At 57.4% G+C, this 26,370-nt stretch carries 22 protein-coding genes; 8 read left to right on the top strand and 14 right to left on the bottom strand.

Annotated features, from left to right (window positions below; translation table 11 throughout):
- Positions 1–56 precede the first annotated feature (56 nt).
- Positions 57–1,349 carry a histidine--tRNA ligase gene (gene hisS / locus DXY33_RS02305; RefSeq protein ID WP_115131565.1) on the bottom strand — a complete coding sequence of 431 codons (1,293 nt, stop codon included), beginning with the start codon at positions 1,347–1,349 and terminating at the stop codon, positions 57–59.
- Between the two features lie 84 nt (positions 1,350–1,433).
- Here hisS and galE point away from each other — a divergent pair, with 84 nt between their 5' ends.
- Complete coding sequence (gene galE, locus DXY33_RS02300) at positions 1,434–2,495, top strand: UDP-glucose 4-epimerase GalE (RefSeq protein ID WP_115131667.1); 1,062 nt, start codon at positions 1,434–1,436, stop codon at positions 2,493–2,495.
- Positions 2,492–4,519: a selenide, water dikinase SelD gene (gene selD, locus DXY33_RS02295; RefSeq protein WP_115131564.1), complete on the top strand. Its 2,028-nt coding sequence runs from the start codon at positions 2,492–2,494 to the stop codon at positions 4,517–4,519. Before galE ends, selD begins: the two co-directional genes overlap by 4 nt.
- Here selD and DXY33_RS02290 read toward each other — a convergent pair.
- The 3 genes from DXY33_RS02290 to DXY33_RS02280 form a co-directional block, all read right to left on the bottom strand.
- Positions 4,464–5,603, bottom strand: coding sequence for a hypothetical protein (locus tag DXY33_RS02290; RefSeq protein WP_244275826.1), 1,140 nt, complete (start codon positions 5,601–5,603; stop codon positions 4,464–4,466). The two genes, selD and DXY33_RS02290, sit on opposite strands and share 56 nt — an antisense overlap.
- A 277-nt stretch (positions 5,604–5,880) precedes the next feature.
- Positions 5,881–7,074: a CCA tRNA nucleotidyltransferase gene (locus DXY33_RS02285; RefSeq protein ID WP_371634542.1), complete on the bottom strand. Its 1,194-nt coding sequence runs from the start codon at positions 7,072–7,074 to the stop codon at positions 5,881–5,883.
- Positions 7,075–7,160: 86 nt separating this feature from the next.
- Complete coding sequence (locus DXY33_RS02280; protein ID WP_115131562.1) at positions 7,161–9,545, bottom strand: UvrD-helicase domain-containing protein; 2,385 nt, start codon at positions 9,543–9,545, stop codon at positions 7,161–7,163.
- 316 nt (positions 9,546–9,861) lie between these two features.
- Here DXY33_RS02280 and DXY33_RS02275 point away from each other — a divergent pair, with 316 nt between their 5' ends.
- On the top strand, positions 9,862–10,737 hold the full coding sequence (locus DXY33_RS02275) for a glycosyltransferase family 2 protein (RefSeq protein WP_115131561.1): 876 nt from the start codon (positions 9,862–9,864) through the stop codon (positions 10,735–10,737).
- Positions 10,738–10,771: 34 nt separating this feature from the next.
- Here the strand turns inward: DXY33_RS02275 and DXY33_RS02270 are convergent, their stop codons facing one another.
- From DXY33_RS02270 to DXY33_RS02250, 5 genes are all read right to left on the bottom strand, one after another.
- Positions 10,772–12,025 carry an O-antigen ligase gene (locus tag DXY33_RS02270; protein WP_170950903.1) on the bottom strand — a complete coding sequence of 418 codons (1,254 nt, stop codon included), beginning with the start codon at positions 12,023–12,025 and terminating at the stop codon, positions 10,772–10,774.
- Between the two features lie 36 nt (positions 12,026–12,061).
- Positions 12,062–13,894 (bottom strand): ABC transporter ATP-binding protein, encoded by a 1,833-nt coding sequence (locus DXY33_RS02265; protein WP_115131559.1) that lies wholly within the window; start codon positions 13,892–13,894, stop codon positions 12,062–12,064.
- Between the two features lie 195 nt (positions 13,895–14,089).
- Positions 14,090–15,136, bottom strand: a complete 1,047-nt coding sequence (locus tag DXY33_RS02260; RefSeq protein ID WP_115131558.1) for a glycosyltransferase — start codon at positions 15,134–15,136, stop codon at positions 14,090–14,092.
- An 18-nt stretch (positions 15,137–15,154) separates the two neighbouring features.
- Positions 15,155–15,868: a heme oxygenase (biliverdin-producing) gene (locus DXY33_RS02255; protein ID WP_115131557.1), complete on the bottom strand. Its 714-nt coding sequence runs from the start codon at positions 15,866–15,868 to the stop codon at positions 15,155–15,157.
- Positions 15,869–15,940: 72 nt separating this feature from the next.
- Positions 15,941–16,348, bottom strand: a complete 408-nt coding sequence (locus tag DXY33_RS02250) for a hypothetical protein (protein ID WP_115131556.1) — start codon at positions 16,346–16,348, stop codon at positions 15,941–15,943.
- A gap of 113 nt (positions 16,349–16,461) precedes the next feature.
- Here DXY33_RS02250 and DXY33_RS02245 point away from each other — a divergent pair, with 113 nt between their 5' ends.
- Positions 16,462–17,217 (top strand): 5'-methylthioadenosine/adenosylhomocysteine nucleosidase, encoded by a 756-nt coding sequence (locus DXY33_RS02245; protein WP_115131666.1) that lies wholly within the window; start codon positions 16,462–16,464, stop codon positions 17,215–17,217.
- Positions 17,218–17,284: 67 nt separating this feature from the next.
- On the opposite strand, the gene DXY33_RS02240 is transcribed toward DXY33_RS02245, so the two are convergent.
- Positions 17,285–17,482 (bottom strand): glycosyltransferase, encoded by a 198-nt coding sequence (locus tag DXY33_RS02240; RefSeq protein ID WP_371634541.1) that lies wholly within the window; start codon positions 17,480–17,482, stop codon positions 17,285–17,287.
- 82 nt (positions 17,483–17,564) lie between these two features.
- On the opposite strand from DXY33_RS02240, the gene DXY33_RS02235 reads away from it, so the two are divergent.
- Positions 17,565–18,989 (top strand): NADP-dependent isocitrate dehydrogenase, encoded by a 1,425-nt coding sequence (locus DXY33_RS02235; RefSeq protein ID WP_115131555.1) that lies wholly within the window; start codon positions 17,565–17,567, stop codon positions 18,987–18,989.
- A gap of 34 nt (positions 18,990–19,023) precedes the next feature.
- Complete coding sequence (locus DXY33_RS02230) at positions 19,024–20,382, top strand: (Fe-S)-binding protein (RefSeq protein ID WP_115131554.1); 1,359 nt, start codon at positions 19,024–19,026, stop codon at positions 20,380–20,382.
- Here the strand turns inward: DXY33_RS02230 and DXY33_RS02225 are convergent.
- Positions 20,281–21,627, bottom strand: coding sequence for a four-carbon acid sugar kinase family protein (locus DXY33_RS02225; protein WP_115131553.1), 1,347 nt, complete (start codon positions 21,625–21,627; stop codon positions 20,281–20,283). The genes DXY33_RS02230 and DXY33_RS02225 overlap by 102 nt on opposite strands.
- Before the next feature lie 14 nt (positions 21,628–21,641).
- On the opposite strand from DXY33_RS02225, the gene DXY33_RS02220 reads away from it, so the two are divergent.
- The gene (locus tag DXY33_RS02220) at positions 21,642–22,793 is read left to right on the top strand and encodes an FAD-binding oxidoreductase (protein ID WP_115131552.1); all 1,152 of its coding nucleotides are present in this window, start codon (positions 21,642–21,644) and stop codon (positions 22,791–22,793) included.
- Here the strand turns inward: DXY33_RS02220 and DXY33_RS02215 are convergent.
- Complete coding sequence (locus DXY33_RS02215; RefSeq protein ID WP_170950902.1) at positions 22,778–23,632, bottom strand: galactose mutarotase; 855 nt, start codon at positions 23,630–23,632, stop codon at positions 22,778–22,780. The genes DXY33_RS02220 and DXY33_RS02215 overlap by 16 nt on opposite strands.
- A gap of 26 nt (positions 23,633–23,658) precedes the next feature.
- Positions 23,659–24,570, bottom strand: a complete 912-nt coding sequence (locus DXY33_RS02210; protein WP_115131551.1) for an alpha/beta fold hydrolase — start codon at positions 24,568–24,570, stop codon at positions 23,659–23,661.
- Between the two features lie 20 nt (positions 24,571–24,590).
- Between DXY33_RS02210 and DXY33_RS02205 the strand changes: the two genes are divergently transcribed.
- Complete coding sequence (locus DXY33_RS02205) at positions 24,591–24,941, top strand: hypothetical protein (RefSeq protein ID WP_244275825.1); 351 nt, start codon at positions 24,591–24,593, stop codon at positions 24,939–24,941.
- A gap of 1 nt (position 24,942) precedes the next feature.
- On the opposite strand, the gene DXY33_RS02200 is transcribed toward DXY33_RS02205, so the two are convergent.
- The gene (locus DXY33_RS02200) at positions 24,943–26,319 is read right to left on the bottom strand and encodes a cation:proton antiporter (protein WP_115131663.1); all 1,377 of its coding nucleotides are present in this window, start codon (positions 26,317–26,319) and stop codon (positions 24,943–24,945) included.
- Positions 26,320–26,370: the final 51 nt, after the last annotated feature.

Raw genomic sequence — 26,370 nt, 5'->3', positions numbered from 1 at the left:
AACGCCCAATCCCCGAACGTCCGAAAAAGTACCACGCATGTCTTTGTTCCGTTCCCTTACAGGGACTTGAGAATCGCCACAAGTGCTTCCCGGTCATCGAGCCGGATGCAACGCTCCTCTCCAGACTGCTGAAGTGGCTTTAAACGCAGTTCACCCCGCTCCGCCTCATCATCGCCAAGCACCAGGGCCCAGCGAGCTCCATGGCGGTCTGCACGTTTGAACTGCTTCCCGAAGGCTGAACCCGAGTCATCAAGGACCACCACCAGACCGTTGCCCCGCAAATCGCGTGCCAGCGCCAGAGCGGCAGCCGAAGCCTGCACGCCACGATTGACAATGAAGACATCAGGTAGCGAGGCAGCCACTAGGCCAGCCGCCCTGCCTTCGGGGTCAACCTCAGCCGAGGCTTCAAGCACCAGGAGCAGCCTTTCCATTCCCAAGGCCCAACCGATGGCGGGCGTCGTTGCCCCGCCGAGTTGCGCGATCAAGCCGTCGTAGCGACCACCACCGCAGACGGTGGCCTGAGCGCCCAACCGATCGCTGGTGATCTCAAAGGCGGTGTGGCTGTAATAGTCCAGGCCCCGCACCAGTCGGGGGTTCAATCGGAAAGGGATCTCCAGGGCAGTCAAGCCCTGCTGCACCGCTTCAAAGCGCTGACGGCTCTCAGGGCTGAGGGCATCGGCCAGGGTTGGCGCATCCTTCAGCAGAGCCTGCGTGTTTTTGTTCTTCGAGTCCAGGATGCGCAGAGGATTGGTACTGAGCCGGGCCTGGGAATCGGGATCGAGAGCCTCAGACCGCTGCTCCAGCCAATGCACCAGCGCCGCTCGGTAGGCCTGGCGATCCTCTGATGACCCGAGGCTGTTGAGTTCCAGCTCCAGGCCACCCACCCCGAGGCGAGCCAACAAATCCCAGGCAAGAGCAATCACCTCAACGTCGCTGCGGGCGCTTTCCGCGCCAAGCCACTCCACCCCGATCTGATGAAACTGTCGCTGCCGACCAGCCTGAGGTCGCTCGTAGCGAAACATCGGACCGGCGTACCAAAGCTTCTGCGCACCTTGGCTCAGCAGTCCATGTTGGAGTGCAGCCCGCACCACCGAGGCCGTGCCCTCCGGCCGCAGCGTGCAGGAGCGATCGCCGCGATCCTGAAAGCTATACATCTCCTTACCCACCACATCGGTGGCTGCACCGATGCCACGACAGAACAGGTCCGTCGTCTCCAGAAGCGGCGTCCGAATCTCACCAAACCCAGAACGCTGGAAATGCTCCCGCGCCACAGCCTCCACCGCTTGCCAGCGCTGAAGCGCCTCCGGCAGCAGATCCACCATGCCCCTGAGGCTCTGGAGCTGACTCACTTACGGGATTCAAGTACAGCGACTCAGTCTGCCCGCTGGCGGCAGTTGCTTCAAAATCAGACAGTGTTGTGAATGCTGCAAAAGATGGGCAGCCGCGTTTTGGTCACAGGCGGCGCCGGTTTCATCGGCAGCCACACCTGCCTCGTTCTGCTCGAGGCCGGTTACGACCTGCTGATCCTGGATAACTTTGCCAACAGCTCTCCAGAAGCCCTAACCAGGGTGGCCGCTGTCGCCAACGTTGCTCTAGGCAGCCAACGGCTGCAGATCCAGCGAGGGGACATCCGCGATCCCATCACCCTCGATGGGCTCTTTTCAGCGGCTGCCGCCAACGGTCGTCCCTTTGATGCCGTCATCCATTTCGCCGGGCTTAAAGCGGTTAGCGAATCTATTAAAAAGCCGCTTCTCTACTGGGATATAAATGTCGCGGGCTCACGAACTCTGCTCGCGGCCATGGATGCCCATGCCTGCCGCACCCTTGTCTTCAGCAGCAGCGCCACCGTCTACGGATACCCCGTAACCGTTCCGATCCCTGAATCGGCACCCATCCAACCCAACAACCCCTACGGCTTTTCTAAAGCCGCTGTTGAGCAGATGCTCACGGATCTCAACAGCAGCGCTCCAAACACTTGGCGCATCGCATCCCTCCGATACTTCAACCCCGTGGGCGCCCATCCCAGCGGTCGCATCGGAGAAGACCCTATGGGAATCCCCAACAACCTCTTTCCTTTCGTGACCCAAGTCGCTGTCGGCCGCCGTGATCAGCTCCGGGTATTCGGCAGCGACTGGCCAACCCATGACGGCACGGGCGTTCGCGATTACATCCACGTAATGGATCTGGCAGAAGGCCACAAAGCCGCCCTCACCACCCTGCTCAATCAGGGGCCACAGCACCTCACCTGCAACCTCGGCAGCGGCGATGGGGTCAGTGTTCTTGACGTGGTCAACGCCTTCTCCGCCGCCAGCGGACAAGACATTCCCTATGCCCTCGTCGACCGACGGCCTGGCGATGCCGCTGTCACCGTCGCCGATCCCTCACACGCCGCTGACATTCTCCAGTGGCGAACGAAGCGAACGCTCGGCGACATCTGCCGCGATGGTTGGGCCTGGCAGCAGGCCAATCCCATGGGCTACCGACAATCCGCATGACGACCGGCGAGACACTGCTATTAGCCGGCGGCGGCCACAGCCATTCACTACTGCTCAAACGCTGGGCGATGCAGCCGGAGCGACGCCCAGCGCAGAGCATCACCCTGGTCAACCGCTCCAGCACAGCCCTGTATTCCGGCATGGTGCCGGGCCTGATCGCCGGCATCTACCAACGCGACGAGCTCGCCATCGACCTGCGTCAGCTCTGTGACAGGGCCGGGGTCGCCTTTGTTGAAGCGGAAATCACCGGATTAGACGCCGAACAGAACTGTCTGCACCTGCGTGACCGTCCTGCGCTCCACTTCAACTGGCTGAGCCTGGATGTGGGAGCGGTGAGTCGACCGAACAGCAGGGGGATTCCGATCAAGCCATTGGAAGCCGCACTCGCCTTCCTCGAAAGCGAAGACCCAAGCGATCCCAGGCCACTGCGGGTGATCGGAGCGGGAGCAGCCGGCCTGGAAGTCGTCCTGGCGCTGCGGCGCCGCTGGCCGCAGCGGGCGCTGCAGCTGCAACAGCGCATGGGACAGCTAGATCCAGCCGTCCAACACGTGCTGCGAAAGGCCAATATCGCCGTCACCGACGACGACAGCCACCACAACGGACCCAGCCTGCTCTGCACGGGAAGCCAGGGCCCCGCCTGGCTGGCGACGACTGGTCTGCCCTTAACTCCCGATGGCCGGGTCCGCACCGATCGCCACCTCAGGGTCGAAGGCCATCGATGCCTGTTCGCCAGCGGCGACTGTGCCGTGATTAGCGCATCACCCCGGCCGGCGTCTGGGGTATGGGCGGTGCGCGCCGGACGCCCCTTGGCCATCAATCTGGAAGCGGCCTGCAAGGGGCACCCCCTGCGGCCCTGGCATCCCCAGCGCAAGGCGCTGCAGCTCATCGGCAGTCATCAAGATGCCGCCTGGGCACGTTGGGGCGGCTGGCGACTGGGGCCATCCCGCCTGCTTTGGCACCTGAAGCAACGCATTGATCGGGCCTTCATGACTGGATTTCTGCAGCCAGCAGCGATGGCCGATGCAGCACCGATGGCCTGCCGGGGCTGCGCGGCCAAGTTGCCGGCCCAACCCCTGGCAGCAGCACTGGAGCGGGTGGGGCTTAGCGGACAGCCCGAAGACGCTGCCCATCTCGCTGGGCATCCAGGACTCCTGCAGAGCACGGATGGCTTTCCGGCCCTGGTGAGTGACCCCTGGCTCAACGGACGTCTGACGGCCCTGCACGCCTGCTCTGATCTCTGGGCCTGCGGTGCCCCGGTCTCCAGCGTCATGGCAACGGTCACGCTGCCGATGGTTTCAGCCGACGAACAGCAGGAGCTGCTGGTGCAGACCCTGGCGGGCATCCGCTCGGTTCTGGATGAACAGTGCGCCGAGCTGATCGGTGGACACACGATGGAATCCCGCAGCGCCTCACCGCTGCCGACCAGCCTCGGGGTGCAGATCACCCTCACGGTGAACGGCAACAGCCCCCAATTGCCCTGGCTGAAAACAGGACTGCGCCCAGGAGATGCCCTGCTGATCAGTCGCCCCCTGGGCACCGGGGTGCTATTTGCAGGGGCCATGAGTGGCGCCACAAGGGCGGCTGATCTGGATACTGCACTGCAGACCATGGCCTGCAGCCAGCACACGCTGCTTGACCAGATCGAGCCGATCCGCGGGGGCATTCACGCCTGCACCGACATCACCGGTTTCGGCCTGCTTGGGCATCTGGGCGAAATGCTCCAGAACAGTCCAGGACTGACCATCGAACTGGAGGGTTCTGCCATCCCGGCATACCCCGGTGCACTTGAGCTGTTCGAACGCGGCATCTCCAGCACGCTGGCCCCCTCGAACCGTGCTGCCTGGCGATGGCTCGAAGGTCCGGTTCAGCTAAGAGACCACGCGTCCCCGGCCTTGCTCGAACTGCTGGTGGACCCACAGACCTGTGGCCCCTTGCTGCTGGCCTGCACCAGCAAAGCCGCCGCTCAACTCACTCGGAACGGCCCATGGCTTCAAATCGGCAACGCAACAGCCGCGCATGACTGAGGTCGTTTGCACGTTGGTCACAGTTGTAACCCGCCTGCACAACTTGTGATTGCAGGCGTTTGAGCTTGCGCTCCATGGCCTGTAAAGGCCCACTGCTGGCCAGCCAGAGCTCCGAAGGCAACGGCGGCGCGGCCAGATGTTTCTCCAGATCGTCAGCATCACCCCAGGGCACGGGATCCGATGGGATCCGCCCCATGGCAACTTCCATTCGATCGCTGAGATTGAGCAAACGGGCCCGCGGGCCATAACGCTCCACGAGGCCACCGGTGCGCTGGCTGATCAGACGGAACTGATCCTGTTCACGCACTCCCCCCAGAGCGGGATCCAGTTCGGCAAAACCCGGCCCCCACCAACTGGCCAACAACACGCTCAGCGCCCCAACGGCACAGCCGCGGCCAAGGCGATTGAGGTTCAGAGCACCGAACTGAACCGCCAGAACAGGAAGCACAGCCGGCACCAGCACCACGAAATAACGGCTGAAGGCCATCGGCTTCACGAACGACACCAGCACAACTCCAACCACTATCAACAGGGACGGGGTCAAGCCGCTTCGATCCAGAACACCAGGCTCAGGCCAAGACAACCGTTGCAGCCCTCCCCAACGCCTTAACACCACCAACAGCAGCAGAATCAATCCCAACTTGGGCAGCGGCCACAGCCCAAGCCCCCGGGCCAGGGTCTCCTCCAACAGGGCGTAATCCGGGGCACCAATCCAGCTGGCGGCTCTGGAGCGGAACAAATAGTCAGCGGCATAATCAATCCAGCCCAGGCCAGGCAATGCCGCCATCAGCGCCGCCAAAGCAAACCGGGTGCGGCCCTTCAGGCCATCCCAGACGGCGGCAGCAAGCACCAAGAACAGACCATAAAAATGGGTGATTCCTGCCAAGGCAGAGACCAGCGCGTACAGCAAGGGACGTTGCGAGCGCCGACACCACCACGCCAGCGCAACCATGAGCAGCAGTAAGGCATAACTCTTGCCTTCAATGGCGAAACACACCGGATAAGGACTGCAAAGCGCAAGCAGAGCAGCCACCGTCAAGACCTGCATGTTGCGCCCACCCGTGGCGAGGGACTGGCGCACCATCACAATTCCGCCCAGACAATAGACACACCACGAGAAAAGCCTCAATGTGACCGGAGTTTGACCAATCAGCTGTCCCTAAACCCACAGAAGAAAGTAATAAAAAGGTGGATGAGTGTCTTCACGAAGCATCTCAACAAGGGCTCCCAGACTGGGCTGGAAACTCTTACCAACGCTGTAGAGCTCATCGCTCCACAAGGACGTGGTATCAATCAGAAAAGGGTCCGAAATGCAAAGGCACTGCAAACCAAAGCGAGGGAAAATAGCTACCTGTTATTCATCACGACTTATCCAGAGCCTCACAACGGAGCCTGTGCAACTCCTGTCCCAATGCAGGGCCAGGACACCAGCCGGAGTCCAAAAGCTGACGGGCGGTTTTCGGCGATTTGATCTTCCGCCAGCGCCCCCACCAGCGCAAAAGAGGCTTCCATTGAACGGGCATCAGACAGATCAGCAGAGCGACGCTTTCAGCCTTCGCACCACGCTCCTCCAGGGCCTCTGACCAGACCGACGGGAGCGACGACACCCTTGGGCCATCCGCGAGAAGCCATTGCTTCAAATCCAACATCTGGCTTAACCACTGCTGCTGCTGACCAGGAAGCTGAAGTCGCTGCGCAACGCGCAGCGGATGCCTGGCACCAGACAGCAAAGCCGGCAAGAGGGGGAGCTCCAAGCGCTGAGCCCAGTGCAGACGACGCATCAGCCGCGGATCATCCTGAAGACTCGGATCAACCAACGGCAAAGCACGCCATTGCTCCAGACAAGCAATGGCCTGTGCCCATGGCTCATTTTGAAACAAGCGGTCGAGTTCCATCCTCAGACGGGTCGAGAGGGCCGGTGGGGCCGCCTCTGCGGAAGCGCTGGTGGTCCAAGCCCAGGGCCAGGCCTGAATGGTTTGGGTGATTTGATCCTCCGTTTGTTCATCCAACGTGAAGCCCAGTCGAGCGGCATAACGCGCTGCCCTGATCACGCGCGTGGGGTCATCCCGAATGCTCTGGTCATGCAGCAGTGTCAATTGCTTGTTGGTCAACCCGCGTTGACCCGAATGGGAATCAACCAACTGCTCCGCCATGAGATCAATGGCCATGGCATTGATCGTGAAATCCCGCCGGAGAAGATCCTGCTGCAACGTGCCGGGTTCCACCTTGGGATTCTGAGCGGGAACCGGGTAGATCTCCCGCCGGGCTGATGCCAAATCAATGGGGATTCCATCGAAGCGCAGTGCAACTGTCCCGTAAGCCCCGTAATGCTGCACATCCGTGACCCGTTGCGAACCACAGCGCTGCAACAGCGCGTCAGTGAGGGCCAGAGCATCCCCCTCAACAACCCAATCCAGATCGGGAACACCGGCCCATGGAACACCATGCAGCTGATGCAGCAACAGGTCTCGGACCACGCCACCCACGAGGGCCAGCCGCGTCACTCCTGCGTCTTGAGCAGCACCACGAAACTCAGACGCTAACGATGGCGGCACACCCGGCAGATCCAATGCGTGGTGCTTCGGTCGGCAGCTCAATCATCACGCATCTGCATGGGATTGACCGCTTGCGATCAATCGCCTCAACCAACAGGCTCGATTGGGGCGAGGCGCGGATCAAGGATCTTGGGGCCCATCCCTACGAACTTGACCGCGATAGACACCTTTTCGCCACTACCGAAGGTATGGGTGATCTCGCCAACACCGAAGCTGGCATGCAACACCTGGTCACCCACCTGCCAGCTCCGACCGGGAGCTGGCCCTGCCTGACGTCGCCGCACCGCATTCGCGGGGGCCGATGACGGTTTGTCCCGATCCACACGGGTGAGCCGTTCCAGGCGCCGCTCGCGCCGAAGCGCTGCACCACCACTCTGGGGAATGTCCCCCTGCACCAGGGCCTCCGGCAGCTCCGAAAGAAACACCGACGGAACCGCCGCCTCACGCATGCCACCCCAAAGACGCCGCTCACTGGCATGGGATAGGAACAAACGCTCCTTCGCCCGGGTGATGCCCACATAGCAAAGACGTCGTTCTTCCTCCAGTGATGCCGGATCGTCGAGGGAGCGATAGCTGGGAAAGAGTCCCTGCTCCAAACCCACCAGGCAGACCACAGGAAATTCCAATCCCTTGCTGCTGTGCAGTGTCATCAAGGTGACACGGTCCGCAGCGGTGTCCTTGCTGTCGGCATCACTGGAGAGTGCAGCACTGGCCAGGAATCCCTCCAGATCTCCCTCCTCGTTCTCCTCCTGGTACTGAAGAGCGGCGTTCACCAATTCCTGCAGGTTGCGACGCCGTTCCTCGGCCTCATCGGTGCCATCAGCGATCAGCTCGCTGACATAACCGCTTTTCTCCATCACCTGCTGAATCAGTTCTGAGGGAGCCACCTCACGGCTGCGCGACTGGAGATCGTTCACCAGATCGCAGAACTGCAGCAGCCCCTTGGCGGAACGACCGCCCAGGGAACGTACCGCTTCAGGGTCACTCACCACATCCCACAGCGGAATGCCCAGTTGATTGGCCGCATCGGTGAGCCGCTGGATCGTGGTCTTGCCGATGCCGCGCTTGGGCACATTGATCACCCGCAGCAGGCTGACGGTGTCCGCCGGATTGATCAGCAGCCGGAGATATGCCAGAAGATCCTTGATCTCACGCCGGTCGTAGAAGCGCAGTCCCCCGACCACGATGTAAGGAATTCCCCAACGCACCAGCGATTCCTCGATCGCACGGGACTGGGCATTGGTGCGATAAAGCACGGCCATGTCACCCCAACTGAGCTCGGGATTGGCCGCTTCCATCGTGCGCAACCGGTGCACCACGGCTTCCGCTTCAGCGATTTCGTCATCGCAGCGGGTGAGAGAGATCAATTCCCCCTCACCACGTGTGGGTCGCAACACCTTGTCGATCCGTTCGCTGTTGTTGGAAATCAGTGCGTTGGCCGCTTCAAGGATCGTGGCGGTGGAGCGGTAATTCTCCTCCAGCTTCACCATCGTGCGCGTGGCCTCATCCGGAGCCTGATCACCGAAATCGTCCTGAAAACCCATCAGGATCGTGAAATCTGCAGCCCGGAAGCTGTAGATGCTCTGGTCGGCGTCACCCACCACAAACACCGAGCGCCCGGCCCAGTCGTCGACATCCTGAGGGTCCTTGCCATCGGTGACCAGCAGCTTGATCAGGTCGTACTGGGTGCGGTTGGTGTCCTGATACTCATCAACCAAAACATGACGGAAGCGGCGGTGCCAGTAGCTGCGCACCTGCTCGTTTTGCTGCAAAAGCTGTACAGGGAGGAGCAGCAAATCGTCAAAATCGAGGGCATTGTTAGCAGCAAGCGCCTTTCGATAACGCCGGTAAACATCAGCCGTGAGCTTGCCCCGCTGTCCATCGGCATTGGCCTCGAGCTGATCGGGCAGCCAGCCCTGGTTTTTGGCGTTACTGATGGCCCAACGGGTCTTCTTGGGATCGAAGCGCTTCGGATCAAGCTGCAATTCCTGGGTGACGATTTCCTTGACCAGGCTCTGGGCATCAGCTTCGTCATAAATAGAAAACTGCTTGGTCCAGGTGAGCCCTTCGGCGTCCTTGAACTTATCGATGTCGTAACGCAGCATTCGCGCGAATAACGCGTGAAAGGTGCCGATCCATAACTCTTTGGTCACCTCGCGGTAGATGCGCGAGCGCAACTGACGCTGCTCCACCGGCGGCAAAGTGCTCCAGGGTTGGCCAAATTGCCCCTGTGCAAGCCTCTGAGACAGAAGCAACTCGAGCCGCTCCTTCATCTCCCGAGCGGCTTTGTTGGTGAAAGTAACAGCCAAAATCTGCGCCGGATCTGCGCCGTGCTCACCAATTAGGTGGGCGATGCGATGGGTGAGAGCCCTCGTCTTGCCGCTGCCGGCTCCGGCAACAACCAACATGGGGCCTTGATAGTGATCGACAGCCCTGCGCTGGGCATCATTGAGGCCATCCAGGAAGCTCATAGTGACTTATTGTAGGCATAGTGCGCAGTGATGATCGACAACTGCAAAACAAATTTTGTCGCGACTTTGGAATCCATATGAAAGCTCACATTTCCAGACCAGACACACGCAGGCTAATAAATAGATTCACTGAACGGTTGCAACAATCCACAAGACACCCAAGAACGCCTTAAAGACATCCAAAAAAGATGCAACATAACAGTTCACATCAAAAATTCAATCATACTAATTAGGCAACAAATTCACTTTCAAACCACGTACTCCCCATAACCATGGGGCCAATGAATTAGGCTTGGAGCATTCATGGTCCGAAACAATGGCACCAAAGAAGCCCACAGGCACCGCCGATTTATCACTAGTAGTTTGCACATATGGCAGAACGAAGCAATTATCAGAACTTATTGACTCAATTAAGCATCAATCGGTCCCACCAAAAGAGATTATTATTGTAGACCAAAATCCACCGAGCTTCTTGGACGCCCTAATCAAAGATTCTGCAGGCAGCCTAAATATTGTTCACGCTAATGTTCCATTCACTGGGGCCTCAAAAGCAAGGAATCATGGAGCCAGTATAGCCACAGGCGAAATAATTGCATTCCCCGACGATGACTGCATCTATAGAAAAGATACTATAAAAAATGTCATGAGCGGATTTGAACGAAAAGACGAACTTGGCGTATTAATAGCAGGGAAAGACGAAACTTTAAACGCCGTCCATCACGATAATGGCCTAAAGAGAAATGCTGTCACGGAGATACATACAGTCTTAGACTTGTTCAAAGCAAAAGCCGAAACATCCAACATTTTTGCACGAAAAGAATACTTAAGCAAATTAGAATATATTTTCGACAATAATATAGGCCCAGGGGAGCGAACGAAATGGGCCTCTAATGAAGAAACTGATTTACTTGTAAGACTTCTACAGAGAAATATATCAATAATGAAAGACGAAAATGTAAGAATAATACATCATTCTAGCCAAGGATCACTAAAGAAAACACTGCAGTATGGGATGGGCAGATATGAACTAATCAGGAGAAATAATCTTGGAATTTACATCTACATTATAAATCTTTTGCAGCCAATCGCAAGACTGATTCTTAAGCCACGACTAAAGAATGTTCCAACCTGTTTTATGACAATAATTGGACGATCTGGACTAATCAATAAATTCACTATTCTTTGGAGATAATATATATTTAGTTCGTCGTTGATTGATTTGTATGCTAATTTAATTTATCCTCTCTCCCTGCGACAAGACCAAGAATAATCCAAAAAGCAGGATACTCACCTAAGTGACCATTATGCATGGAGTATATTATTACTTGTGCGGCCAAGAGAGATAGGGAGATATGCGTAAAATCTAAGATCTTGAAATTAAATATCTTGATTATTGGAATCATAAAACAAACTAGCAATGGTGTGGCCAGCAAAAGACCTCCAATGGCCAAAGATTCAAAAATATAGTTATGCGGGAAGTAAATACCCTGCTCAATCTTAAGACTTTCTAACAATGACTGTATGTTAAAACCAGTACCATAAAGTGGACTTGTTAAAAATTCACTTAGGCATAACTTCCAAAATTCAATTCTTGTAAAAACTGTATCCCATAGCCGAATCGTAGAAAGTTTATCAAGCAAAAGGTCTGAATAGGACGTGACGCAAACAATAAATATCACCAAAAAAAAGGCAAGCAAGACACGTGAGGCTGAGAAAGAAAATTGGGAAAAGGAAGAACGTCTTGCAAACAATATGCCAAAGAGCGAGATAATTATCATTGCCAAAATCGCTCCCCTAGTACCACTAAAAACTACAATAAAAGAACCAATTATTATTCCGAGAAACGACACATATTTTGAATAGCAAAAGGGATTCAGATAATCGTTTCTTACAATAAGGCTGCATACACTTAGCAAGACTAGAGAACAGCCAGCATTGGCAGCAGTAATTGCATTTAAATGGTCTAGATAAAACCCACCTTGCTCCAATCCCGGCTGAAATGCGAAGCAAATTACCGAAATGCCAAGCAAAGCAACGCCAAACTTAATTACTTTGTACAAAACTCTTCCAAGATTTATAAATGGCGCGAAGAGAAAGGCGGCCAAACCACTAACCAATGAACTACCCAAACCCCATGCCAAAAGTTCCCAAAGTGGAACAGATAGGTTAACTTTCGCTAGGAACACATCATAAAAAAGCCTGCTTGTATACATAGTCCAAAAAATTACGGTTGCATTAAACCATGGCTTGAAGGTAATTGAAAAAACTTTTTTCTGAAGAAGGAAAAATATAATATAACAGGTATTTATAAGCATTAGGCACAGACGAAATGCAAGCATCACAGAACGGTTGTCCAAAGACAATACGTTGACAATAGAAGAAAAGAATACTTGACCAAAAAGAGCAAACGAAAGGACTAGAGCTGCTATCTCGACAGAATTTTTTTGCGTAAACTGTAAAATTCTTTCCATGATATGCATCATGTATAAGTGATAGGCTCCAAAGTAAATATCAAGTTAAGGATTTGTGCAAGATTGCAGATTAATCATCTGCCTGAAGCTCGATGAAAGTTCTTTAAGCTCATCGAAGTTACCACTTGCAACAATTTTACCTGCATCAAACTCATATATACGATCACATTTTTGAATAGTAGAAAGACGATGGGCAATAACTAAAGTAGTACACCTTCTTCCAATGATCTCTAGAGACTGTATAACTTCGGATTCCGTTTTATTGTCTAAAGCACTCGTAGCCTCGTCTAGAATTAAAAACTTTGCAGACCTGTAAAATGCCCTAGCTAGAGCTAATCTTTGACGTTGTCCTCCTGACAAGCTAATACCATTATCACCAATGGGTGTGTGCAAACCGTAAGGAAGATCTGATACCACTACATCTAATTGTGCGGCTTCAAGCGCATCCCAAACCCTATTCTCATCGACATCATTTAAACTAACACCAAAAGCAACGTTAGAGATAATAGAGTCAGACAATAAATTTATAGACTGAGGGACTTGAGCACAACACAAATGCCAAGAAATTATTTCATCGGCTAAAACGGGAATACCATCGAGAATCAAATTTCCTCTTTGTGGAGTTAACAGTGAAAGTAAAATATTTGCAGCTGTAGTTTTTCCACTACCTGTAGGACCTACAAATGCCACACGAGATCCCACTGGAATGTTTAGTGACACATTATCAAGTGCATTCTTAGTTGCATCTGGATATCTATAAGTAATGTTTTGGAGGCCTATTGATCTAAGAGGGAAAATGCCTGCTGGAGTCCTATTAAGAAGCTGCGCAGGGGCTTGAAAATTGACAGTATTCTCAAGCAATGCTGTTATATTCATAATTTCAGGCAATCCTCCTCTCAAAATTGATATTGCAGAGAAAAAGTCTTGAAGTGGCTTTGCAAGGCGTAAAGCTCCTACAGATAATATAGATAAAAATGGAAGAACCTCAATAATTTCTTCTTGTTGCCCAGATAAAACTGGTAGAAGGACTCCAATAAGAAAGATCATTGAGATACCAAGGGGCTCAATAAGCAGCCTAGGTATCTCGGGAAGAACTGTCGCATTAACTACTGATCCCTTAAATATCGATGTAGATCGATTAAATCTTCTTGAAAAGTATGGCTCGCTGAGACCAAGCTTCAAGTCAACTATTGCTTGGAAAGATTCAAAGAACCCTTTAGTGTATCTCTCTCTCGTAACAATCTTTTGTCTTGAGGCTTTACGCAACGCAGGATTTATCAAATAGCCAATAAGAATATAAAGAATAAACATCGATAGTATCAATATAAATGCAGAACTTCCGCCGACATACAAAATCCCTGCAACCAGAAATATAATACTAATTAAACAGCTTATTGCCCTCAAGGCCGGAGTCAAAATATCCCTCAACAGACACTCCAGATTTGACAGTAGATCCGAAGCAAGTGCTGATATATTCCCCGTTAAATGATATTCATAAGGCTGACCCAGTGTCTGCTTGAAGATTCGACTTGATAAATCCAGCCACAATTCTCCTGCAAGATTTTCCTGCATAAAGCGAAGTAAGAGTCGGACCCCAGACTGCAGCCAATTTACTAGGACAAAAATTGCAATTAACCACAAAGATTGTATGTATGTACTGGCTCCAAATACCTTTACGCCAGGCAACAAGTTGATGAGATCAGTACCAACAAGTGTTCCGGTGAGCCTGCCTATAACTGCGACAGTAGTAATATCAAGCAAGCCAGAAAAAATGGAAACTGGTATAATTATCCATAGCCTAATTAAACTTTCCTTTTCAACATACCTAAATAAATTTTTTAGCTCATAGAGCGTCTCGCTAGTAAATACTTTTAACACAGCGACAATACTAGTATATCCACTTTAAGCTGTCTTGCCTTTCCTTTAACATTTGATAGACAGTTAACCAACCGATTGGCCAATATGCCTACCAAAAAACAAAAAATATATGCAAGACAAAGAATTTGGCAAATGGAAGTCGAAGAGACGGCAAATTCTCTTGAAAAAACAAGATCTTTTAGAACATAATTATACTCAAAGATGGAAGAAATTTAAAATTTTCCTTAGAGATTGCTTGAAAAATTTAAAAAGTAAAATCAATCCATAATTTGGCTTCAACAAAAGGCGAGGATTATTAATTAAAATCGGCATTAGAGAATCTAACTCTGTCAAAACAGTACGCCATCTTTGAACGAATAGGGACTCTGAAAAATCTCTCAATGCAAAGTCCAAAGCAGATTCTGATGGCTTCCACTCATCAGGATTTGCAACGGCTGCAGCTATTCTGTCCACATCATTCGATAAACATCCGTAACCAATTTGATGCCCCATGACGCCAGGTGTAAAAGTATCTGCAAGGGCATGATTCAAACTACTAAATACAATGCAACCGCAAGAAATGGCTTCCAAAGGAGGCAAACCAAATCCTTCGCTCACACCAGCTCTACTCCAATGTTCAGTAGAGTCATATAAAAAAACTTTAGCGCTATTAAATAAATGCACCAAATCTTCCACCCAATCACTCTGTATCTCTACATGAAGGCCCTTGGCACGAAGAGCTGGGACCAATTCATACAAGAGATAATTACTACTTTTTCTTTTTTGAACAAGAACATCTATTGGTCGACTCGATACATCTCCTCTACGATCTCCTCTTGCTAACCATTGAGATTCAAGTGCATTAGGAATTAGGAATAAGGGGTTCCTTGGTGCACGATGCCCCCAATAGCCCATTGTATTCCTACTAACAGCGACAATAGGAACACTCGGAGGAAGAGTAAATCCATATCCAGTACTATGAGCTTGGTAAACAACTTTTCTTCCTCGAAGACGTTTTATCAATTTAGGAATATCAAATCCCCAACTAACTATCCATATTGAAGTATCATGGATAGATTGTTCGTTGGACAACAACGAATCAAAAAAAGGGTATTTATCGCTTCGCTCTCTATAAGTAACAATTGTTGTGCTTCGAATTTGCGCAAGTAAACCCGCTGTCTGCTTCGCGACATTGAGACCTCCACAACGAAAGCGTGGGCCAGTGCCTGGAACTAGAACCCGAATTTCACGCAAGGAAATCAAAGAGTCACCAATCTGACTCTAAGCAGCGGCAGCTTCAGTACTGCCGGCCCGCTGACGGCGAGTGAGGAAGCCAAACAGAACCTTGCCGATGGCGGCGACCAAGTTGCCCTCCAGCTCCTTGAACATATTCATGTTCAGGTGGAAGGCGTGGTTGGCCTCCTCAACGATGCGATCGGCCATTGCCTGATCAATCGGCAGCGTGTCCATGGCAGAGCGATATGTCGTCTTGAACGCTTTTTCGTCAGCGATGTCGTCGAAAACGTAAAAGCGGAGGCCGTCATCCCCCTCCATGTTCATCGCCTTCTGGGCGATGTTCTTGAGGATCTGACCACCGGAGAGATCACCGAGATAGCGGGTGTAGTGATGGCCTACCAACAGCTCAGGAGACTCCTGGGCCACAGCGTGAATGCGCTCCACGTAAGCCGCTGCTGAGGGCGAGGGTTTGATGTCTTCCTTCCAGCTCTCACCGAAGTAATAGGTGAGGTCTTGCTCCAACGCCTCACGACGGTTCAGCTGAGCCATCGCGACAGGCCCAACAACCGGGTGGTCCGCCAACTTGGTGATCTCCTCCTCCATCGCGGAGTAAACGAAGTAGAGATCAGCCACCAGCTTGCGGTAACTGGCCTTATCAACAACTCCCTTCAGAAAACAGCTCACGAAGCCCGTGTTCTCGGCCATGGTGTGCGACTTTTTCGTGCCTTCCCGGAGCTGGGCAGCAAGGGCGACAGACATGATTGCGAGAAATGGCCTGACCTCGAACTTAAAAGGAGTTCAAGGCAGAACGGCTGTATGCGTTGCGAAGGGTTACGCCGCTGGTTCAGAAGCAGCGGTTCCATCAAAGAGCTCGAACAGCTCGCGACAGATCTGCTGCAGCTGCTTCACCTGCTGCTGCTGAGGCAGGTGGGGGCCTTCCGGCAACCATTCCCCAACCGTGGCGAGGCGCCAGCGTTCGCCGTCGTAGGTCATGCCCCGCATCAACACCCCCAGCAGGCGCAACTGGTCATCACCACGGTCCGTGCTGATGCGCAATTGCATCAGCAAACTGCGGCATTCCAGGCGTGGACTCCAACCAGGGAAGTGAAACGAGAGGTCGAGCGATTCCGTCTCAGTCCACTGTCGGGTCTGCGGGTCGTCCCGCCAGGGGCTGAGGTTGACCTGTGCAGCAGGAAATTGGCGACGCACAAGCGTGATCGTGGATGCAAGCGCTCGCATCCGGGCCACGCTATGTACCGATTCGCCCGCGTTCACTGCAACCTCGTCACTCCGCACAGTGTGGGGGGAGATCAAAAAGGTCGCCGTTACGGTTGCGCGAGGTTCACGAAACCATGACGCAACCGCTGCACCTGGGCCTGCTGGGCGCCATGCCGGAAGAGATCGGCTCAGATCTCAGCCACCTCAAGGATCTGAGCTGCAGCGACCACGGCGATCTGAAAATCCACAGGGGATCGTGGGGCGACGAGGTGCGCCTGAGCCTGGCCTGGAGCGGCTGGGGCAAGGTGAGCGCTGCGCGGGCCGCCACTCGCCTGCTCGCCAGCGATCCCAGCATCGATCTACTGGTGTTCACTGGCGTTGCCGGCGCTGCAGATCCAATCCTGCGCCAATGGGATGTGGTGTTGGCCGATGCCGTGGTGCAGCACGACATGGATGCCCGACCCCTGTTCACGCGCTTCACGGTGCCAGCACTGAAGAAGGAACAGCTCCAACCGCAGCCGGCCTGGTTCAACTGGGCCGAGACCGCCCTACGTGAGGCTCATAGCGCAGGCGATCTGGACGGGTTCGCTCAGCCCAGCAGCGGGCTAATAGCAACTGGAGATCGTTTCATCAGCAATCCAGCCGTGCTGCAAACGCTGCGAAATGCCCTGCCCGACCTGCGGGCCGTTGAGATGGAAGGCGCGGCCGTCGCACAAGTGGCTGAGCAAGAAGGCGTCCCCTGGCTAGTGCTGCGAGTGATTTCCGATGGTGCCGATGCGGCGGCGGCCCAAAGCTTTGAAGACTTCGTCAAACTCTACGAAAAACAGGCCTGGCGGCTCATTGAGGCCCTGCTTCAGCGCTGCAACAACACGCCCCGACACTGCGCATGATGCCTCTGCTCAACTGATTGCTGCGCTTTGGCCTGATGGTGGAGGGGCACGGCCGCAGCCGTTCACATCAGCGTGTGCTGCTGCTGGGCCCAAAGATGCGCCTGAGCCTGGCCAACCCCATCGCCTCCGTGGCATCGGACGAACCGTCATCGATGAGCAGCAGATGATCCACATCCGGCAAGGCCATGACCCGCTCTAAGAAGACGCTGATCACCTCGGCTTCGTTGAAGCAGGCCGCCACCACCCACACCTGCTCGCTGGCCATCAATGCGCGGTCTGCACTGTTTGGAACCGTAGGGCTACCGGCTCAGTCATAGGCTCAGCCTGCTGACGCCCGACCAACCGCCATGGCCCAGTTCGAGAAGCTCACCGCCCCCAGCCAGGGCACCCCGATCCGCTTCGAGAACGGCCAGCCCGTGGTGGCGGACAACCCGATCATCCCCTTCATCCGCGGCGATGGCACCGGCGTGGACATCTGGCCCGCAACGCAAAAGGTGCTGGATGCGGCTGTGGCCAAGGCCTACGGCGGCAGCAAGAGCATCGAATGGTTCAAGGTCTACGCCGGCGATGAAGCTTGCGACCTCTACGGCACCTACCAGTACCTGCCGGAGGACACCCTCGAGGCGATCCGCACCTACGGCGTAGCCATCAAAGGCCCCCTCACCACACCCGTGGGCGGTGGCATCCGTTCGCTGAACGTGGCCCTGCGCCAGATCTTTGATCTGTATTCCTGCGTGCGGCCCTGCCGCTACTACGAGGGCACCCCAAGCCCCCATAAGCGTCCCCAGGATCTGGACGTGATCGTTTACCGGGAGAACACCGAAGACATCTACATGGGGGTGGAATGGGAAGCCGATGACGCCGTTGGACAGGAGCTGCGCAAGCACCTCAACGAGGTTGTGATCCCTGCCAACGGCAAACTGGGCAAGCGCCAGATCCCAGAAGGGTCAGGCATCGGCATCAAGCCGGTGAGCAAAGCCGGCAGCCAGCGCCACATCCGCAAGGCCATCCAGCACGCCCTGCGTCTTCAGGGCGACAAGCGCCATGTGACCCTGGTGCACAAGGGCAACATCATGAAGTTCACGGAAGGAGCCTTCCGCGACTGGGGCTATGAACTGGCCACCACCGAATTCCGCGATGTGTGCATCACCGAGCGGGAAAGCTGGATCCTCGGCAACCTCGAGAAGGATCCCAACCTGAGCGTGCAGGCCAACGCCCGCATGATCGAGCCTGGCTATGACAGCCTCACTCCAGAGAAGAAAGTCGACATCGACGCCGAGGTACAGGCGGTGATCGACGCCATCGGCAGCAGCCATGGTGGCGGCAAGTGGAGGTCGATGGTGCTGGTGGATGACCGCATCGCCGACAGCATTTTCCAGCAAATCCAAACCCGGCCCCAGGAGTATTCGATCCTCGCCACGTTGAACCTCAACGGCGATTACATCTCCGACGCCGCCGCCGCGATGGTCGGTGGCTTGGGCATGGCCCCCGGCGCCAACATCGGCGAAAACGCCGCCATCTTCGAAGCCACCCACGGCACCGCCCCGAAACACGCTGGCCTCGACCGGATCAACCCCGGTTCGGTGATCCTCAGCGGCGTGATGATGCTGGAGTTCCTCGGCTGGCAGGAGGCTGCTGATCTCGTGACCAAGGGCCTCAGTGCCGCCATTGCCGACAAGCAGGTCACCTACGACCTGGCCCGACTGATGGAGCCCAAGGTGGATCCGGTGAGCTGCAGCGGTTTCGCCGAAGCGATCATCCAGCGCTTCTGATCACCAGAGCTGCCATTCACGCCAGACTCAGGCGATGGCCTCTCCAACCCAGCTCCCCGGGCTTCCCGAAGGTGCAGCAGACCCCTGCGTGCACTGCGGCTTCTGCCTGCCCACCTGTGCCAGCTACCGCGTGCTGGCCAGTGAGATGGACTCACCCCGCGGCCGCATCCATGCGCTGCGGGCGATCGAAGCCGGTGACCTGGAGCTGGATGCCACGGTGGCAAGCCATTTCGACACCTGCCTGGGCTGTTACGCCTGTGTTTCCGCCTGTCCTTCGGGAGTCCGCTACGACCAGCTGATCGAAGCCACCCGGCCCAAGCTGAATCAGGCCAACCAGCGCAGCAGTTGGCAAACCAGCTTCCGCAAGGTGCTGCTGCAGGTGCTGCCCTACCCCAAGCGCCTGCGGGCCCTGCTGCAACCCTTGCGGGCCTATGCCGGCACACCGCTGCAACAGCTGGCCCGCCGCTCCGGGCTCACCCGTCTGTTCGGGCCGGAAATCGAAGCGATGGAGCAGCTGCTGCCACCCCTGGTGCCGGAGAGCTTCAGCGACCGACTGCCCCAGATCAATCCCGCCTCCGGCAAACGCCGCGGCCGCGTGGCGCTGTTGCTGGGCTGCGTGCAGCGCTGCTTCGATCCCAGCGTCAGCACCGCAACGGTGAAAGTGCTGCAGGCCAACGGATTTGAGGTGGTCATCCCAGCAGACCAGGGCTGCTGCGGGGCGGTGAGCCATCACCAGGGGGAGCTGGAACTCACGCGCCAATTGGCAACGGATCTGGTTCGGAGCATGAATGCCGTTGAGGGAGATCTGGATGCGGTGCTGGTGGCTGCTTCGGGCTGCGGCCACACGATGAAGGCCTACTGCGAGCTCCTGAACGGCAAGGCGGCCTTCCGCGCTCCGGTGTTGGATGTGCAGGAATTCCTGGCGGACCGCGGCCTTTTGGAGTCGTTCCGCGCCCAACTGCAACCACTTCCCGGCGTCGTGGCCATGCATGACGCCTGCCACATGATCCATGGCCAGGGCATCCAGGCCCAGCCCCGCCAGCTGCTGCGGGCCATCCCCAACGTTCAGCTGCGGGAAGCAACCGAGGCGGGGGTGTGCTGCGGCAGCGCCGGCATCTACAACCTGGTGCAGCCAGAGGAAGCCGCCGAACTGGGCCGAATCAAGGCCGACGACCTCAGCAGCACAGGCGCCGAACTGGTGGCCAGCGCCAACATCGGTTGCACCCTGCAGCTGCGGCGCCATCTAGGCGATCGGGCCCAGGTGCAGCATCCGATGGAACTGCTGGCCGCCTCAGCCGGCCTCCATCCGCTGCCAGGCGTCCCTCAACGTGCCAGCAACGCCGAGATTGCCGGGGAAGGTGAGAATCGGCAGTCCCCTGAAGGGTCCCGCTGACGGACGCACCAACGACAGACCCGGCAGCAGCTGCCCTTCCAGCTGCACCGACTCGAGGGCCAGACCCCGGGCCAGCAGCGTCTGGGTGGTGATGCCACCTTTGCTGAGCAGATAGCCCAGATCAGGAGCCAGGGCTGACGCGAGTCGCCCCATCAACTCGGCCAGAGCGCAGGACAAGCGCCGGCCCTCCTGTTCGGAAGCACAACGCAGCTCACCGCGGCTGGTGAACAACACCGGCGTCAGACCTTGATCCAGCAGTGCCAGCAGCTGCTGCAACCAGACCCGCTCAAGATCCGCCAGCAACAGATCGGGTGTCGGCCCCTCCAGCACCCGAGCGATGCGCGGCACCGGCAGTTCAACCCCTTGGCAACCCGATTCCTGCAGCAACAGCTCCAGCTGCTGATCCGCCAAGGGCACGTGGGAGCCCACCATCACCAGGCCCGGCAGAGGCGTTCCATCGTCAGCCAACCGTCGCAACCCCGCTAAGCCCTTGGGATCAAGCGGCGGCGGGCCTGGATCCGCCAGGGCCTTCACCATGCTGGCGGCGGAACGGAACAGAAAGCGTTTCTGCCCCTGAAGGGCGCGCGCCGCTGCTGCCAGAGCGGTGAGCTGCTCCTGCCGCTCGGCATCCACCACCACAGAGGCATTGCCCTGGAGCCCACGCAGACGCTCGATCAACAGCGGCAGGCCTGCTGCGCAGGCGGCATCAAGCTCCCGGCCACAGATGCGCTTCACAGACGCCGCGGCAATGGACCCATCACTCTTCTCCTCCAACCAGCGGGCCAGATCACTGCTGGTGAAACCGAACAGCCGATCCTGAGCGAACGGCGTGGTGTGCACCGGTTCCCCGTGGAGGAGATGCACCCCGTTCACGGTGGTGCGGCCCCCTTCCAAGAACGCCGGAACATGGAACGTGGCATCAAAGGGCCCGAAGGACGCCTGCAAAACCTCAGGCTCCAGCACCCCATGGCCGCGCAAGGTCGAATCACCACGACTCACCAGCAGCACCTGATCACGGGCCAATCCCTCCAGCTGCAGCGCCTGATCCAAGGCCACCGCAATACCGCGGTTGCGTTCCGCGGCATCCGTGGGCATCAGCGCCCGGGTGTCAGCCAGCAGAAACAACAGAGGCGACGCATGACGCAGCCCCTTACGCAGAGTGTCGACATCCCAGCGCAGCAGCAGCGGACAGCTGTGCACCGTCTGCGAGCCGGTGGGATCGTCGTCAATGACAACAACCTTCATGGCACCATCGTGCCGTGAGCCATTCCCCCGCCAGCCGCAGTGCCCTGATTGATCTGGTGCGCCAGTGGCACCAGAGCGGCACCCACTGGAGTCCCAGTGGCCTGGGCACACGCCTGGACTGGGGTCCGCCGCTGGACCCCCGCCATGAGGTGCTCTCCTGCCGGCAGCTCAACCAGGTGATGGACCATGCCGTGGACGATCTGACCATCACGGTGGAAGCCGGCATGCCATTGCAGGACCTGCAGGATCTGCTGGCGGAGCAGGGGCAATGGCTGCCCATTGACTGGCCACGAGCCGGCGCTGCCGGAAGCATCGGAGGCCTGGTGGCCCGTGGACTGGCGGGGGGACTGCGGCAGCGCCATCTGGGGGTGCGCGATCAGATCATTGGCATCGGCCTGTTGCGAGCGGATGGCGTCGAAGCCCACGCCGGTGGACGGGTGGTGAAAAACGTGGCGGGCTACGACCTGATGCGGCTGCTCTGCGGCAGCTGGGGAAGCCTGGCGCTGATCACCGAACTCACCCTGCGGCTGCAACCGCTGCGGCCCGCCCGGAGCGGCCTGCTTGTGGAAGGCGACCTGAAGGCCCAGGAGGCCTTTCGCAGCGAACTGCTGCGCTCCAGCCTGACGCCGGAACGCTGTGACTGGATCAACGGCGGCGATGGTGCCTGGCGGCTGCGGCTGGTGGTGAGCAGCGTCTCGAAGCAGGCGGTGAACGATCAGCTGAAGCAGCTCGAGGCGTTGGCGCTGAACCAACAGCTCAGCTCCGAACGCCAGACATGTTCCGATGCCCTCACCACACCCTTCGATGCCAGCCCCTCTGCGCAGCTGGTGCGGCTGGTGCTACCGCCGGCCCAGTTGCACCGGTTGTTGCGGGATGAGGCGATGAGGGCCCTCAAACCATGGACCTGGGAGCTGGCCGCAGGAGCCGGCTGCGGTGATGGCTGGTGCGACGCGGCGACAGCGGATCACCAGCTGGAGGCGCTACGCCGCAGCGTGATCAGCCTCGGCGGCGAAATGACGCTGTTGAAACGGGCGGCCGGATCAACCGTGCCGGTCTGGCTTGACCGTCCTTCCCGACCGCTGATCGAAGCGGTGAAACGCCAGTTCGACCCCAAGCTGCAGCTCAGCCGCGGCCGCCTGCCGGGGGTGAATCAGGAGACGCTGTAGCGACAGGCGAGGGGCTGCATTGCACCGGGCTCGAGCACTAGTTTTCGATCACCACTCACCAGGGCCTGGCGCGGACCGGTCCACGGTTCCAGACAAACCATTGGCCGCGGGGGCTCGGTCCAAACCACACTGAGGTCCAGCGGTGCCTGATGCTGCAGCTGCAGCGTCAAGCCGGTGGCGTCATCGATCAGGCTGACAGGACCCGCAGGCCGGCAGAGGAAATCCACCCCTTCGGGCAAGCGCTTGAGCTGATCGGCGGTGGCGGCCTCCGCCATCTCCAGATGATTGAGGCAGCGCTCTGCCAGACCCGTGAGCCGGGTCTGGGCCAGATCGCTCACGTTGAAGTAGGGGTGCAAGCCGAAACTGAACGGCATGGCGGTATCACCGCAGTTGTGCACCGTGGTGGAGATCTCCAAGGCAGAGGCCACCGGGCGCAGCTCCATCTCCAAACGGAAGGGGAAGGGATAGGCCTTCAGCGTTTCGTCGGTGCTGGAGAGGCTGAGGCACACACCGCACTGATCCTCCAACAACTGAAGCTGCCAGGGAAGATCCCGGGCGAAGCCGTGCTGCTTGAGGGGATAGTCGACGCCATCCACCGGCAGAACATCTCCGGGCAAATTGCCGCAGATCGGAAACAACACCGGAATGCCCCCGCGAATGCTTTTGCTGGGATCGGCGTAACGCTCTTGATCGAAATACAGGATCTCCCGCCCCCCGCAAGACCAACCACTCACCAAACCACCCCGCTCGGGAATGATTCGCAACCGATCACCGCTGCTGGGATGCACGAAGTCCCAGTGGGCGTAGGGGGCCGACTGCTGGGTGAGGGTCATGGGCATCCGCCGATGCGGGGTGGCTCATCCATTCACTTAGCCAGCAGATCCGCATTTGTCGGTGCCGCAGCCAACTTGAGGCTCTCCAGCCATTGCAGCAACGCCGCATTCACCTGATCCGGCACCTCATCGTGGGGGCAGTGCCCGGCCTCCAGAACCACCTCAGTGGTGGCCTCAGGAGCATGGCGCTGGAAGGTGGAGCGGCGACCGGGGGCGTTGATCCAGGGATCACGAATGCCCCAGAGCAGCAACAGCGGCGCCGTCAGTTCCGCAAAAAGCTCATCGAGGGGCTGACCGCGAGGGATATCGAAGACCGTGCGGAACACCCCGAAGGCGCCGGGATCGAGGGAGGGGCGCCGGATCGACTCCACCAGCCAATCGTCGACGTTTGTCTTGTCGACGTACACCTGATTGAGGGTGCGGCGGATGGTGGCGGGTCGGCGCAGGTTTTCGAACAGCAACCGCTGCAGCACCGGACTCTTCAGCAGGGCCGTGCCGATGCTCTGGCGGGCGATGGCGCCCCAGCCTTGCGGCGGTTTCTGCTCATCACTGAAAGGACCGGCGGCATTGAGCAGCACGACGCCCGCACAGTCCGATCCCAACGCGGCCCCGGCAGCAAGGGCCGCAAAACCACCGAGGGAATTGCCCGCGATCACCGTCGGACGGCCGATCCGCTCGCGCACATAGGCCACCAGTTGATCGCGCCACAGAGCGCCGCCGTAATTCAGACCCGCCGGCTTGGCACTTCTGCCGAAGCCCAGCAGATCAATCGCATGCACGGCATGGGTCTGGGCCAACACAGGAATGTTGTGGCGCCAGTGATCGGTGGATGCCCCGAACCCATGCACCAAAAGAAGCGCCGGATGATCGGTGCTGTCTTGCTCGGGATGCTGCTGCACCGTATGCACGGCGTGGCCGAGATGGCTCCAGGTGACGCGATCCACAGCCGGCTGCGAAGGACGCGATGCTAAGCAGCACTGAAGCGGCCTGGATGGTGAGCTACGAGGCGATGGGCGGACCGCTGGCGGACGCATCCGTCTGGCGCGGAGCTTTGCTCTGGGCCATCGCCCTTTACGTGCCGCTGAGCGCACCGCTCAGCACGTTGGAATCAAGCCTCAAGGAGAGAGAGCTGCCCGAATCGGTGCGTCAACCGGTGCTGGTGATCAGCAGCCTTCTGCTGGCCCTCGTCACGGGCGTTGTCACCCAGCTCGGATTCAGTTGGATCCTGGGTCCGAGCTGGGCCTCCAGCCTTGGTGTTGTGGCCGTGGGCTGGAGTGTTCTGATCGTCCTCGCCAATGCTGGAAAAGACGACTGATTCAGGAAGCACCCGCCAGGGGATCGGCAGCGAATTCGTCGGGAACCTGATTGCCGTCTTCAGGGGGCTTGTCTTTGAGGACGATGCGCAACAGCACCGGCGCCAGGAACGTGGTTCCGATCACCATCAGCAGAATCGCCGCCTCAAGGCCAGGGCTGAGCAGGCCTGAAGCGGTGCCCAGGCCCAGGAAGATCAGGCCAACTTCGCCGCGGGGCATCATCCCCAGCCCCACCACCAGGTTGTTGGTTTTTTCCTTGCTGAAGATGGCCCAGCCGGCAGCCACCTTGCCGATGATCGCCACCACGAACAGGAAGGCTGCCACGACCAGGGCGGAACGGGCCCCCGGATCAGAGGGGTTGATCACTGAGAGGTCCATTCCTGCACCCACCAGCACGAAGAAGACGGTGGCGAACAACCCAACGATGGGGATGACTGCCGCCTGAATCTCTTGGCGGTGCTTTGAGGTGCTGGCGATCAAACCAGCGGCGAAGGCCCCGAGGGCAGCCTCCAACCCAATGGCTGACGCCACGAAGCAACTGATAGCGAGGAGCAAATAGGAACCAATCAACTTGGCTCCGGGCGCCTTGAGTTGATCAATCAACCAGTCAAAGGCAGGGGCTGCCTTCTGGCTCAACAGCAAGGCCACCACCACAAACAGAACTGCTGCCACGACCAGCTGAACGATGGGCCCAATCTCCAGGCTGCCGCCGGCCGCAAGGGACACGACGATGGCCAGGATGACGATGCCGAGGATGTCGTCGAGCACCGCGGCGCCGATCACGATCTGGCCTTCTCGCGTGCGCAGATAGCCCAGTTCACCGAAAACGCTGGCGGTGATGCCGATGCTGGTGGCCGTCATCGAGGCACCGGCGAAGATGGCCGGGATCGCATCCACATGGAAGATCGCCATCAATCCAAGGGTGCCGAGGGCGAAGGGCAGCACCACGCCAACCACGGCGACGCTGAAGGCCTGGGCCCCCACCGCCATCAGTTCCTCCAGCTCACTTTCAAGACCCGTTAGGAAAAGCAGGGAATAAAGCCCCAGCGTTGACACCGCCTGCAGGGCTCCGAAGCTCTCGTTGTAGAGGGCCGGAATCTCCTCCACCGGCACATGCGAGAGGTCGGCCACCACCTCGGAGAAAGCCCCGGAAAGCTGCACCTGGGTCTCCGGCGGCACCAGAAGGTGAAGGCCTGAAGCACCAATCAGCACGCCAGCAAGAAGTTCCCCGAGGATCGTGGGCAACTCGAACCGCACCAGAACCTCAGCGAGGGTGCGGGCCGCCACGAAGATCAGCATGAAGCGAAGGACGCCGATCAGCGTTTCCGCCAATTCGAGGTCGTGACTGCTGATTTCGCTCAGCAGGGTGGGCAACAGCATCAAGCCGGGCATGTCTCACGCCGAACCTTAATGGTGATTCCGCCGCTGAAC

This window comes from Synechococcus sp. N26 (assembly GCF_900473975.1).
Lineage (GTDB): Bacteria > Cyanobacteriota > Cyanobacteriia > PCC-6307 > Cyanobiaceae > Parasynechococcus.
Note: the sequence above shows the minus strand (reverse complement) of the source record. Positions and strands in the feature narration are given on the sequence as shown.